The organism is Shewanella xiamenensis (assembly GCF_014647135.1).
Lineage (GTDB): Bacteria > Pseudomonadota > Gammaproteobacteria > Enterobacterales > Shewanellaceae > Shewanella > Shewanella xiamenensis.
In genome coordinates this window covers 1-13,938 of the sequence record NZ_BMOP01000009.1, presented here as the reverse complement: position 1 = coordinate 13,938, position 13,938 = coordinate 1, and the positions used below count along the sequence as shown (strand labels likewise).

Below are 13,938 nucleotides of genomic sequence, written 5' to 3'. Positions count from 1 at the left end.
ACTCTCCAATAACGTATTTCGCCCAAATGGCCGCTGGCCCCTCGGTGCTTGCAATCTCCGAGGAGAATAAATCTGATTAGTCGGGGTTGGCCACCTGATACATCACATAATCATGGTAACCCGTCGTCACTTTGTAATAGCCACAAAGCTCACGATCTAATTGAGGGTCGCCACTATCCACAATTAAGGGGCGTCCTTCAAGTGCTTTTAGCTTAGTTTTTGTGGCGAGGATAATAATATTGTCCTTACCGAGGCGGCGGATCAGCTCTGGCGACAACTGCTGGTTGCCACGACCGAGAATATGCCCCTGCCCGCCAATCAAGGTAATAACCAGTTTTGCCGGCTTATCTTGAGTAAAGTCGAGCAACTGCTTGGCGGTTAAATCACTCGCCACCAAGGCTTTATCTTGAATAAGATCAACCCCCAACAGGGTGTTATCGAGCCCAAGCTCTTCCATTACAAAGGCGACCGTGCTGCCCGAGCCCATAATGTACAGCTCGTCTTCCATTTGCTGGATAACATCGGCGGCAATATCGGCAAGCACGAGCTCATCGACCTCTTTTCCGCCCATCTTTACTGCTTGTACATAACGGGGTTCAGCGGGCACTAATAGCTCACCAAAGCGTTTGGCGCGCACCGTGCCTTGGCGAAAAGCTACTTCATCGATATCCATCACATCGGCACTCATCAGGCTGACTAACTCACCCTCAAGCAACATTTTGACCACCATACCCGCAGCATGGGGCGTGATGCCGTAAACACCTGAATGGATTTTTACTCCAGCAGGAACACCAAGCACGGGTAATTTATCGTCGATAACGGCTTGTTCAAACACGCTATACACATCACGCGCCGTGCCATCGCCCCCCGCAAACAGTAATAAATCCAACGGTTCGTTCAGCAAGGTACGCACTACGGCTTGCGTGTCGACGGCTTGGGTTTTATCCGGAGTTTGATACACCACACGGGTGTTAAAACCTAAGGCGTTGGCGGCATCCTCCCCCATCACACCTGAGGCGGTAATGATTTCGATATCTTTGGCAAAAGGGGCAATCACTTCTAAGGCTTGCATCATACGCTTTATCGCCTTGGGCTCGGCGCCTAAGGCAAGGGCTTCTTCTGCCACGCCATCGCTGCCCTTAAGACCCACACTGCCACCTAAACCCGCCAGTGGATTGATGACTAAGCCTAAACGAAACCGGACCACCTTAACCTCTCTTGTTAATTATTCTAGTTTTTACAATGAGTTACTTTCAAAATCAATATAAGCTTATGCAGCAACCGCTTGCGCCCTATCCTTAGGGATCAAAAATACCGCTAACATGGCCGCAAAGGCACAGGCCGCCGCAAATACCCAAGACCATACAGCGCCGCTACCATCACCCCAGATATAACCGCAAATCCAAGTGCCGAGTGCGCCGCCAACCCCAAAGCTTAAGCTGGCATACAGGGCTTGCCCTTGGCTGCGATGACTGGCATCAAAATTTCGATGCACAAATTGAATCGAGGCCGCATGGGTCAAGCCGAAGGTGAACGCATGCAACACTTGGCTTAAGCCCAGTAACAACATGCTCTCAACGCCAAAGGCGACCAGCAACCAGCGCACGGCGGTCATGGCGATACTGACAACAAGCAAGGTATTGACGCCATAACGTCCAAGCAAGCGAGGCGCAAACATAAACATTACGATTTCGGCCATTGCACCGAGGGCGACAAAAATCCCCGCAGCCGCTTCGGTGTAACCCGCCTGCTTAAGATAAAGCACAAAGAAGCCGTAAAAAGGCCCAGCGCTCATCTGTAATAACATCGCCGACACCATGAACCACAGAATGGGTTTAGTCCATTTGAGCGGCTGCCGCTCCTGCCCTTGAGGACGCACGGCACGATTCGCAGGCAACGGCAAGGCGCTGACCAACATCCCAGTAAACAAAGCTAAACCAATATAAGGTAACACCTCGGTGCCCCATTGGCCGATAGCAAAACCGGCGCCGACCACTAAGCAGATATAGCCAATGCTGCCAAAACTGCGGATTTGCCCATAGCGGCTAGCATTTTCACCTAAGGTTTCGAGGGTGATCACCTCAAGTTGTGCCAAAATCGCGTTCCAAAAGAAGGTATAAAGCGCAAGGCTCAGCGCCATATACACAAAGCCACCGTGGTAGAAGAAACTCAAATACGCCAGCATCGCGGCGCCCGCGCCCATCTTCACCAATTCGGAGCGCATGCCAGTGCGATCGGCCACCTTAGCCCACACATTGGGTGCCACGATACGGGTCGCCATTAAAATCGCGAGTAAAAAACCGATTTCTTGAGGATTAAATCCTCGGTTTTCGAAGAAGACCCCAAGGTAGGGGATCATAGTACCGAGAATTGAAAAGAAGAAAAAATAGCAAGCACATAACCAGCGTAATTGCTGGCTTGTGCTAGAGATTGTAAACATTAACGCATTCCATTTATTACACAGCCGCTATGCATCTTTATTCCATGCAGACTGTCTCATTCATCGCGCCTATCTCATGCCGAGAATCGGTGTATGACTGCGAACATCCTGATTTTGAGCTCTGTGTCTTAACAGATGATCCATCAACACAATCGCCAGCATAGCTTCGGCGATCGGTACCGCGCGGATCCCGACACAGGGATCGTGACGACCTTTAGTCACCACTTCTGCCATTTCACCTTGGGCCGTCATGCTTTGACCCGGCACACTGATACTCGAGGTTGGTTTTAATGCGATATGAGCAATAATCGGTTGACCCGATGAGATGCCGCCGAGGATGCCGCCCGCATGATTAGATTCAAAACCCTGCGGCGACATTAAATCGCGCCCTTCTGAGCCCTTTTGCGTCACAACCCCAAAACCATCACCAATTTCCACGCCTTTTACCGCGTTTATGCCCATTAAGGCATGGGCGATGTCGGCATCGAGCCTATCGAACACAGGCTCACCCAGTCCAACAGGCACGCCCGTCGCCACCACCGAAATTTTTGCACCAATGGAATCACCGGATTTTTTCAGCTCGCGCATATACTCATCCAGCGCCTCGAGCTTAGTCGCATCGGGGAAGAAAAAGGCGTTCTGCTCGATTTGACTAAAATCGAGGGTCTCGGCACTAATCGGTCCAAGTTGCGACATATAGCCTTGGATATTAATCCCATGCACTTGCTTTAAATACTTTTTCGCCACAGCGCCTGCAGCAACCCGCATAGCGGTTTCGCGTGCCGATGAACGGCCGCCACCACGGTAATCACGCAGGCCATACTTTTGCTGATAGGTGTAATCGGCATGTCCTGGACGGAATAAATCTTTGATATTGGAATAATCTTGGCTGCGCTGATCGGTGTTTTCGATCAAAAGCCCAATGGAGGTGCCCGTGGTTTTGCCCTCAAACACACCGGATAAGATCCGTACTTCATCAGGCTCACGACGCGCGGTGGTATAACGGGATGTGCCAGGACGACGGCGGTCTAAATCATGCTGCATATCGGCTTCGGTGAGTTCGAGCCCTGGTGGGCAACCATCAATAATACAACCGAGCGCCACACCGTGACTTTCACCAAAGGTAGTCACCACAAAATTTTGACCAATACTGTTTCCAGACATCCGCTTTTTACACCTTAAATGATTTGCTTATCGCTCCGCGCCCAGCAATGGCTGGACAATTCTTTTTCCCGCTGCAAGCCTAACTGGCAGCGGGAAAAGACTCAACCTAATTTATGTGCTTATTGTGATTATTCCGCGTCGCGATAAATGGCAAAAAGCGATTGATGTTCGATCAATTGATCACGAGTTAGCACAAACACACCGTCGCCACCGTGTTCAAAGTTAACCCAAGTGAAAGGTACTTCAGGGAATTGCTCCATCAGATGCACCATAGAGTTACCCACCTCAACCACTAAAATGCCCGTTGGTGTCAGGTATTGAGCCGCATTCGCTAAAATGCGTTTGGTTAAATCAAGGCCGTCACGACCCGAGGCTAAACCAATCGCAGGCTCATGGTGGTATTCATCTGGCATATCGCCAATATCTTCTTCATCCACATAGGGCGGATTAGAGACAATCAAATCATATTGTGGACCTTCAGGAATGGCCGAAAACAGATCCGATTGCATCGGGAACACTCTGTCCATCACCCCTAAGGTTTCAACGTTGATTTGCGCCACATCGAGGGCATCTTCGCTGATATCGAGCGCATCGACCTCTGCTTCATCAAATTCGTAGGCACAGGCAATCGCAATACAGCCACTGCCAGTGCATAAATCTAAAATACGATTAACGGGTTTGCCATATAACCAAGGACCAAAGCGATTGGCAATCATCTCGGCGATAGGTGAACGAGGTACCAATACGCGCTCATCCACATAGAATTCAAGCCCTGCAAAGCGCGCTTTATTGGTTAAATAAGGCACAGGCAAACGCTCACGTACGCGGCGAATGATCAGCTCAACGATTTTGTGTTTTTCACTGCTGGTTAAGTTACTTAAAATCACTTGTTGACCGATTTCTTCGGGCAAGTGCAGCGCATGAAACACTAATGCGATGGCCTCATCCCACGCGTTATCCGTCCCGTGGCCATAGTACACATTGGCATCATTAAAGCGGCTCACCGCCCAACGCAACATGTCACCTATGGTGCGTAACTCTGTCACAGCTTCATCTACAAAGATCTTATCCAAAACGCTCTCCCGCTTGTGTGTTCGTAAACATTGTAACTGAACTCTGTTCAGAAACCATAGGATTCAATAGAATACCCGCCATGAATAAAGACGATGATAAAGAAGGCATGGCGATGTTTTCGGCGCTGATCGAGGGGATAAAACCTATCGACCAAGATAAGCGGCATTTTCGCACGCCCCTAAAAACCAAACAGGAAATAGAACTGAAAGAGCAGCAACTGCATGCTGACAGTTATTTCTCAGATACTTATCAACCTCTGCTGCCCGTTCAGGGGCCAATGCGTTGGCTCGACGAGGGTGTCGACAGTCTCGAGCTTAAACGCTTAAGACGAGGTGATTACCAACCGGATTTATTGCTGGACTTACACGGTTACCGCCAATCCGAGGCTAAACTCGAACTCGCGGCGCTGATCCAAGCCTGCGTAAAACAGCAAAGCCAATGTTGTTGTGTGATGCACGGTTACGGCACTGGCATACTAAAACAGCAGGTGCCTATGTGGTTGGTGCAACATCCTATGGTAAAAGCCTTTCATCAGGCCCCCAAAGAATGGGGTGGCGATGCGGCGCTGCTAGTACTTATCGATATTGGCGACCAGCCGCATCGACGTTAATGGACGAATTAATCCTCTAAAAACAAAGGGCCCACTGATGTGAGCCCTTTGTTTTATCGAAGAAATTAACTAATGCTGTGGGGCGCATGCTGCCAAACAATGCAGGCCTGCTCGGCATGTTTATCTATCAGAGTAATTCCTGAGGTGGCAAATAAGGGCGGCTCAACACCTGCGACTAACTCACTAACCAAATAGCCTAAGAGCGGCATATGGGAAATCACCAGCACTTTATCGGCCTTATACAACTCGGCATAGGCAACAATTAAGGCGGCCACATTGGCGGGATCGCCTGAAGGCACTAAATCATCCACGACCAGCCATTTGCGTGGTTCGGGGAAATGCTGACTCAATTCTTGCCACGTTTGCTGCGCACGTAAATAAGGGCTGACCAAAACAAGATCAAAATCGCTGACACTTCGGGCTAACCAGTTACTCATTAAGACAGTATGGTGTCTTCCTAAATCGGTAAGCGTTCTGTCCCTATCCGACTGAGCATTAAATCCAGCGTCACCATGTCGCATCAAAAATAGCTGCATACTTCTCTCGCTACCCACACTTGTTTTTGTTTTATCCCAATTGTAGCCCTAAAATGGATTTCAACAAACCTTGTAAGGGTTAATCTTTAGTCGATAAACACAAGAGATATTTGCCAAAAACCATTAAGACTATCAATATATAACAAGCCATCGTTACCGGAGTGTCTCTTTGCAAGCCTCTCAGTCTATTTACAAAAGTCCAAACGATCATCGTCAGTACCGTTATCTCGTGTTAGATAATGCCCTGCGGGTATTATTGGTCGAAGATTTGGACGCCAGCCAAGCCGCCGCTTCCATGGCGGTGGCCGTAGGACATTTTGATGATCCTGTGGATAGACCCGGTATGGCGCATTTTTTAGAGCATATGCTCTTTTTAGGCACGGAAAAATTCCCCGACTCCGGCGAGTATCATGCCTTTATCAATCAGCATGGCGGCAGTAACAATGCTTGGACCGGCACAGAGCACACCAATTTCTTTTTTACGATCAACGCCGACGTATTTGCCGACTCCCTAGACAGATTTAGCCAATTCTTTATCGCCCCCAAATTTGACCTCGACCTAGTCGATAGGGAGCGCCAAGCGATTGAATCTGAATTTAGTTTAAAGCTGAAGGACGATATCCGCCGCACCTATCAAGTGCTTAAAGAAACCGTCAATCAACAGCATCCGTTTTCAAAGTTTTCCGTGGGCAATTTAGTCACGCTAGGCGGAGAACAGGCGCAGGTCAGAAGCGAGCTATTAGCATTTTATCAAAGCCATTACAGCGCCAATTTAATGACGCTCTGTTTAGTCGCACCTATGCCGTTAGATGAGCTTCAGGCGCTTGCAGTGCAATATTTCAGTACAATCAGAAACTTAAACTTAGTCAAACAGTATCCCGATGTACCGCTGTTTTCTGAAAACGAACTGCTTAAGCAAATCAATATTGTCCCCTTAAAGGAACAAAAGCGTTTAAGTATCAGTTTTAACTTTCCTGGCATCGATCACTACTACAAACGCAAGCCGCTCACCTATATTAGCCATATCCTCGGCAATGAGAGTAAAGGCAGCCTGCTGTCGTATCTTAAAGAACAAGGTTTAGTGAATAACCTCTCCGCAGGCGGCGGAGTCAATGGCTATAACTTCAAGGACTACAGTATAGGCCTACAACTGACCGACAAAGGCGTGGCCAATATTGATGATATTGTGTGCAGCTGCTTTGAATACATCGAGCTGATAAAAAACCAAGGCCTTGAGGATTGGCGCTATTTAGAACGTGCGAATCTGCTCAAAATGGCGTTTCGCTATCAGGAGCAAGTGAAATCCCTCGATTTAGCCAGCCACTTAAGCATCAATATGCATCACTACGAAGTGGAAGACTTAGTCTTTGGTGACTATCGCATGGATGGCTTAGATATTGATGAAACCCTTGAGCTATTGCGCTTAATGACACCGCAAAATATGCGCTTGCAACTCATAGCACAGTCCGTTAAGACCGACCGCAAAGCCAATTGGTACCATACGCCGTATCAAGTCTTACCGATAAAGCCCGAATCCCTTGCCCGTTGGCAAGTCACACACATTCGCCCAGAGTTGCAATTGCCCGCTGCCAATCCCTTTATTGTGGCAGATTCCATTGCTCGGCCCGATAAAAGTGAAGTCGCTGTGCCTGTGATTGTCGCGGAATCAACGGGATACCGCATTTGGCATAAAAAAGACGATGAGTTTAATGTCCCGAAAGGCCATATGTATTTATCACTCGATTCAGAGCAGGCGAGTAAAACCCCAAAACATGCTGCCCTCACCCGCTTATACGTTGAGATGCTGCTCGATTACTTAACTGAGCCCACTTACCAAGCGGAAGTCGCTGGACTTAGCTATAACATTTACCCCCATCAGGGTGGGATCACCCTACATTTGTCTGGTTTTACTGGGAATCAAGAGACGCTGTTAGCTTTGCTTATCCATAAAGCAAGAGAACGTAATTTCACCGAAGAACGGTTTGCCTTAATCAAGTCTCAGCTGTTACGTAGTTGGCAAAATTTAGCTCAAGCTAAGCCGATTTCACAACTGTTCACCAGCCTGACAGCAACATTACAGAAGCGCAGTTACGAACCAGCCAGAATGGCCCAAGCACTTGAAAATATAACCTTAAATGATCTACATAACCATGTAAGGGCATTTTACGAAAAAATTTATCTAGAAGGATTAATTTACGGCGATTGGTTAGTCTCAGAGGCGCAGGCACTCGGCAAACGTCTGGAGCATATCTTGTCCCTCGTCTCTAGCCCTAGCGCAGAATCCACCCGTGAATTAATTAATTTAACCGGACAAGGCACCCTTTTAAGAGAACTGGCGATAGATCATCAAGACAGCGCCATTATCGTCTATTACCAATCAGCAAGGGCAACGCCAGAAAAAATGGCACTGTTTAGCTTACTCAATCACGCGATGTCCTCAACCTTCTTCCATGAACTGCGTACTGAAAAACAATTAGGCTACATGGTTGGCACAGGTTACCTTCCGCTGAATCGCCATCCTGGACTCATTTTCTATATTCAATCACCCACAACGGGTCCACTGCATTTACTGGAAGCAATCGACGAGTTTATCGCGGACTTTAACTATGCAGTTATGCAAATAACGAATGAAGAATGGGAAAGCACAAAACAAGGACTCATCAACCAGGTAATGGAACATGATGCCAATCTTAAAACTCGTGGCCAACGTTATTGGGTGAGTGTAGGTAATCGAGATTATCAGTTCAATCAACGGGAACTGGTTGTGGCTGAAATCAGCAAGCTCACCCGCCCCGATTTAATCAAGTTTATGATGCAAAAAATGCGCACGAAGCATAGTGATCGCTTAGTGCTTTTTAGTACCGGTTCTGAGCATGTATCTCAATCAGCCCTCAAATCTGACAATATGATTACCGATCTAAAACTGTTCAAACAAAACGCTGAAAAGTTCAATTTTTAACCTAAAAAAAGCTGCTAGATCATTAATCCAGCATTTACTGTAAACAAACAAAACCGCTGCATTCATGCATTTGTGCAGTAGTATCTCTGGTCTTTGTTGTAAAAATTAATGTAAAACATGGTCAATCCATCCCTCAGATCAAATGCTGCACACTATCTAACGCCATCTGTCTGCAATTTAAAGGAATTTTTACATTATCACTTTTGACAAAAGCTTCTATTTCTGGAAAAGTGATGTAACACAATTGTTTCATGGCATCCTCGGACAATACTAAGAACAACACTATGCCGAAAATACTCTTAAAAATCGTCTTGCTCGCTTTTTTTGGCATCTATGCATTCGAAGACGTAAACGCGTCGCCCTTTTCAAATAAATCTCCAATAATTCTCCAATCACAATCTTTTGGTGTACCAGAAGGACTTTCCCAAAGCACCGTTACCTCCATTGTTACGGATAATGAAGGATACATTTGGATTGGTACACTTAATGGACTCAACAGATTCGATGGGAAAGAGTTTAAACATTATTATGCTGACGAAGGCGCTTCTGGATTACCCAGCTCTTTCATTAGAAGCCTATTAATCACTGAAGATGGTGAGCTACTTATCGGTACAGACAAGGGACTTGTTATATACGATAAATATGATGAATCACTTAAAAGCATCAATATAAAAAATGAATATTTGAATGGTGAAATATGGAGTTTATCCAACAATGACTTGACTAAAGAAATTTTAGTAGGAACGAATAAGGGTATACTTAGCCTTAACTTAAACAATCAAAAAATAAGTTATGAATTCATCCAAAATGAATATTTTGAAGTAAAGAAAAGTTTAAATATAGGAAAAAAAATATTCATAAAAAGTTATAGTGGTAATCTATACGAAATAAATAATGGAAGCATAGTCAAGATCATTGACAATGTACTCGATATAGAAAAGTACAACAATACTCTTTACGTATCAACAAATGATGGATTTTATAGCCACAATGATAGTGGAATAACAAAGATTTCAAATGATAAATATACATTTTTAAGTCAAAGTGAAAGTGATTTTTTTGGAATAGAAGAAAACAAAATATACTCACTTAATAACGAGCCGCACCTGATCGGCACTCTAAGTGAGGGGAAAGGTAAAAGCTATAAAACATACTTACTTGCAACAAAAGATTATCTAGCAATAGGAATGAATAATCAAGGATTTGAATTAGTAAGGAAGTCAAAGAACCTCATACTAAGCACAAATTTAATAAAAGATAATGTTTGGCATATTAGCAAGACCTTTGATGGCAACATACTAGTTTCGTCCAACGATAGTATTCTTCGATGTTATGACAATAGACTTAACTTAATAAAAACTTACCAAACAGGTATTATTGGTTATAAAAATGCAGTAATGACCAAAAATGGAATTTATATTGGAAGTGAAACTGGAATAATTTTTTTAAATAAAGATGGAAGTATAACTAACATACTAGAAAACGAGCAAATAACAACCATTGATGTGATTAATAAAGAACAAGATATTATCGCCGGAACCACTTCAGGCAAGGCTATCATCATAAAAAACAATCTTATCAATAAAACAATTACAACAAATAAAAGCGATCCCATATTCGAGACACTTTACATATCAGATTCTAACATTTATTTAGCAAGCCAGAATGGTTTATATCATTACGTCGATGGTATTTTTAATAAGTTATCAGAAGAACTAACCTACAGCATTTCAAAATTTAAAAACAAAATTATATTTGGAACTGCAACATCAATAATGGAGTATGACCCCGATAGTAAAAAAGTAGAAAAAATATTCTCTGACAATAAAGAAATTTACTCGATATTAACCTTAGATGGTAATATTTTTGCATCATCCCTTGGTCAAATAGTTTTAATTGAAGGAGATAATAGCTATATTCTTTCAACTAACAATGGCAGTCAATATGAATATAATACCAGAAGTGGTGTTGTTGATAATGAAAACATTTTCTTCGGCGGTATTGATGGATTAAGTTTAATATCTAAAGATATAATTATTGAACATATAAAAAAATCCTCTCCACCTGAGACGCTCATCTCTGGATTGCGTGTTTTTAACTCTATAATAGTGGGTGACGGAGAGTATTTTACCGGTTCAATAAGTAAATCAGAAAGTATAAAGCTGAAATACTCAGATTACCCATTCACACTTACGTTTAACTCACCAACATCAGAGCCATCATCTACATCTTATTATTACAAAATGGATGGTCTATCCAACGAATGGATCGCATCAAATAAAATAAATTCAGCAACCTATACTAACTTATCTCCAGGCGAGTATTTTTTTAAAGTGTATGCAGTTGATTCGTTGACACAAAAAAATGGTCCCGTAAAGGTTTTAAGAGTTATAGTTACACCACCTTGGTGGTTATCGAGTTTAGCAAAATCACTTTATTTAGCTATTGTAATTTTCATACTCCTTGGAGTTACAAAATCAATCTTACGTAAACGTGAGGTTCAACGTCAAATTGCGCTGAGTGAAGAACGCCTAAAGCTTTCTCTCTGGGGAAGTGGCGATGAAATGTGGGACTGGGATATAGAAACGGGTAATATTTTCCGCTCGAATATTTGGGGCGCATTAGAGTTTCCAAGGGATGGCCACCGTTCTGGTAATACTGATGAAGAAAGCAACATTCATCCCATGGATCAGGAGCGCGTCAGAGAAGCACTTAATAAACATTTCTATGGTGAGACAGATCACTTTGAAGCGGCATATAGAGTTAAGGGCAAAGATGATAGCTGGATCTGGATTTTAGATAGGGCCAAAATTGTAGAAAGAGATGATAAAGATAATGCCCTTCGAATGACTGGCACTATTAAAAATATCAGTCAATTTAAACAAAAAGAAGAACAATTAAAACTATTCGAAAAAGCCATCGAAAATATTTCAGAAGGCATGTTTATTCTCGACAGCGAGTATCGTTTTGTCGAGGTCAACGAAGCATGTTGTAGAATTTCACAGCGAAATCGAACTGATTTTATTGGTAACTTGCTTACCTTTGAGTTATATCCAGAGTCCTTCTCAAATCAGATCCGCAGTATGCTGAAGCAGCAAGGTCGATGGGCGAGTGAAGTCGAAGCTAGTCGTGGTGATAAAAGCCATTTCCATATGGAGCTCACCATAGACGCGATTTACGATGAGTCGGGTGAACTATCACACTATGTAGGTGTTTTCTCCGACATATCAAGACGTAAACAGCAGGAAGAAGAGCTTCGAAAACTCACCAACAATGATTTACTGACTGGCCTGCCAAACCGTTCAAACTTACAAGTCACATTAGGGAACTTAGTCAATAAAGAAATTAATCATGCATTAATGGTACTCGATTTAGATAATTTTAAGCGTATTAATGACTCATTAGGTCATCAAATTGGCGATCAATTACTTAAACTGGTATCTGTCAGAATAAAATCCTCCGTACCGAAAAACACGAGCATCTATCGTTTAGGTGGAGATGAATTTGCCATTGTGCTCGATAAAACCTCTGATATAAGTGCCTGCGCGGCAATTGCGGGACGAATTATTGAAGCTTTTAAAGCTGTATATGAAATAGGCAATGAGCAACTTGTTTTGGGTGCAAGTATCGGGATTGTACTTTATCCAGAGGATGAACAGAGTGAACAAGCATTACTGAGAAAGGCGGATATTGCCATGTACCATGCAAAATCGGCTGGCGGTAATTGTTACCAATTCTACTCAGAATCTCTTAACCAACATGCGATTAAGCAATTAGAAATTGAAAATCTTATCAGGGAAGGTTTAAAAGATGATTTATTTGAGGTGTATTACCAGCCTAAAGTTGATCTAAAGCATGGTCATGTTACCGGAATGGAAGCCTTAGTGAGATTAAATCATCCAATCTTAGGACTTATTCCACCGAATGATTTTATTCCTCTTGCAGAAGAAAATGGCCTCATTATTGAAATTGGCGAAATTGTACTCAGAAAAGCCTGTTTTGCCGCCCAAAAATGGCGTGAACTGGGTCTGTTTAAAGGGAGAGTCGCCGTCAATTTATCGTCACGTCAGTTTGCACTGCCCGATCTGCAACAACGAATTGAATCTATTTTACGATTAACACAATTGCCAGCTGCACATCTTGAACTCGAAATCACCGAAGGGACGGTGATTAAACAACCGGAAATGGCCATTACCGTTATGCAGCAACTGACGAAAATGGGTGTCAATCTAGCATTAGATGACTTTGGTACGGGTTATTCGTCACTTTCTTACTTAAAACGATTCCCTATCCATACGCTAAAAATCGATAAAGCCTTTGTCGATGATATTGATAAGTCAGATCGTGATTTGAAGATGGTCGATTCTATTATCACCATTGCTCATAATATGGGACTATCAGTGGTTGGAGAAGGTGTTGAACAAGCAGCACAGCTAAATATCCTACGCGCCCTAAACTGTGAAGAAATACAAGGTTATATCTTTAGCAAAGCGATTAATGAGACCGAGTTTACTCAATTGCTGCAAGATGACCGGAGTAAATTCATGCCCCACCACAACATTATTTGATCATCTAATTATCTCTCTGTCAGTAGTTTGAAACATTGGCACAACATCTGCAAATAGATATCCAGTGTCAAAAAATAAAATATTATCAACTACCCTGAGAGATAAAACGATGAAAGGAATTCTTACCGCAGCAGCTTTACTATCTACAATCGGCTTTGTAACAACTGCCGCAGCCATTGAAACAACTGTAACTGTAGAGAAAAGCCTCTCTCAAACTGTTGTATCATCTGAAGCGACTAAAGAAGTTAATCAAGAAGTCACAGGTTCTCCATATGTGAAATTCAAACCTCTTGAAGTCGCTGGTTCTCCATATGTGAAATTCAAACCTCTTGAAGTCGCTGGTTCTCCATATGTGAAATTCAAACCTCTCGAAGTCGCTGGTTCTCCATATGTGAAATTCAAACCTCTTGAAGTCGCTGGCTCTCCATATGTGAAATTCAAACCTCTTGAAGTCGCTGGCTCTCCATATGTGAAATTCAAACCTCTTGAAGTCGCTGGTTCTCCATATGTGAAATTCAAACCTCTTGAAGTCGCTGGTTCTCCATATGTGAAATTCAAACCTCTTGAAGTCGCTGGTTCTCCATATG

Annotated in this window: 9 protein-coding genes; 4 read left to right on the top strand and 5 right to left on the bottom strand. The window is 43.5% G+C overall.

What is annotated here, in order from left to right:
* Window positions 1-76 precede the first annotated feature (76 nt).
* From IEY09_RS09935 to prmB, 4 genes are all read right to left on the bottom strand, one after another.
* Entirely contained in the window at window positions 77-1,207 is a 1,131-nt protein-coding gene (locus tag IEY09_RS09935; protein ID WP_037431456.1) for an ATP-NAD kinase family protein, read from the bottom strand.
* Between the two features lie 63 nt (window positions 1,208-1,270).
* Window positions 1,271-2,440, bottom strand: a complete 1,170-nt coding sequence (locus IEY09_RS09930; RefSeq protein WP_188870913.1) for an MFS transporter — start codon at window positions 2,438-2,440, stop codon at window positions 1,271-1,273.
* Between the two features lie 69 nt (window positions 2,441-2,509).
* On the bottom strand, window positions 2,510-3,604 hold the full coding sequence (aroC, locus tag IEY09_RS09925) for a chorismate synthase (protein ID WP_037431452.1): 1,095 nt from the start codon (window positions 3,602-3,604) through the stop codon (window positions 2,510-2,512).
* A 128-nt stretch (window positions 3,605-3,732) separates the two neighbouring features.
* Window positions 3,733-4,677 carry a 50S ribosomal protein L3 N(5)-glutamine methyltransferase gene (gene prmB / locus IEY09_RS09920; RefSeq protein ID WP_188870911.1) on the bottom strand — a complete coding sequence of 315 codons (945 nt, stop codon included), beginning with the start codon at window positions 4,675-4,677 and terminating at the stop codon, window positions 3,733-3,735.
* A gap of 80 nt (window positions 4,678-4,757) precedes the next feature.
* On the opposite strand from prmB, the gene smrB reads away from it, so the two are divergent.
* Window positions 4,758-5,288, top strand: coding sequence for an endonuclease SmrB (gene smrB, locus IEY09_RS09915; RefSeq protein ID WP_037431201.1), 531 nt, complete (start codon window positions 4,758-4,760; stop codon window positions 5,286-5,288).
* A 65-nt stretch (window positions 5,289-5,353) separates the two neighbouring features.
* On the opposite strand, the gene sixA is transcribed toward smrB, so the two are convergent.
* Window positions 5,354-5,824 carry a phosphohistidine phosphatase SixA gene (gene sixA / locus IEY09_RS09910; protein WP_011625784.1) on the bottom strand — a complete coding sequence of 157 codons (471 nt, stop codon included), beginning with the start codon at window positions 5,822-5,824 and terminating at the stop codon, window positions 5,354-5,356.
* 169 nt (window positions 5,825-5,993) lie between these two features.
* Here sixA and IEY09_RS09905 point away from each other — a divergent pair, with 169 nt between their 5' ends.
* From IEY09_RS09905 to IEY09_RS09895, 3 genes are all read left to right on the top strand, one after another.
* Window positions 5,994-8,783: an insulinase family protein gene (locus tag IEY09_RS09905; RefSeq protein ID WP_188870909.1), complete on the top strand. Its 2,790-nt coding sequence runs from the start codon at window positions 5,994-5,996 to the stop codon at window positions 8,781-8,783.
* 284 nt (window positions 8,784-9,067) lie between these two features.
* Window positions 9,068-13,351: an EAL domain-containing protein gene (locus IEY09_RS09900; RefSeq protein ID WP_229777838.1), complete on the top strand. Its 4,284-nt coding sequence runs from the start codon at window positions 9,068-9,070 to the stop codon at window positions 13,349-13,351.
* Window positions 13,352-13,460: 109 nt separating this feature from the next.
* Window positions 13,461-13,938: hypothetical protein (locus tag IEY09_RS09895; RefSeq protein WP_188870905.1), on the top strand; the 478-nt coding region annotated here is incomplete at its 3' end.

Excerpts from the sequence above, each read along its gene's own strand:
- IEY09_RS09930 (WP_188870913.1), bottom strand. The coding sequence starts at position 2,440 with ATGTTTACAATCTCTAGCACAAGCCAGCAATTACGCTGGTTATGTGCT.
- aroC (WP_037431452.1), bottom strand. The coding sequence starts at position 3,604 with ATGTCTGGAAACAGTATTGGTCAAAATTTTGTGGTGACTACCTTTGGT.
- smrB (WP_037431201.1), top strand. The coding sequence starts at position 4,758 with ATGAATAAAGACGATGATAAAGAAGGCATGGCGATGTTTTCGGCGCTG.
- sixA (WP_011625784.1), bottom strand. The coding sequence starts at position 5,824 with ATGCAGCTATTTTTGATGCGACATGGTGACGCTGGATTTAATGCTCAG.
- IEY09_RS09900 (WP_229777838.1), top strand. The coding sequence starts at position 9,068 with ATGCCGAAAATACTCTTAAAAATCGTCTTGCTCGCTTTTTTTGGCATC.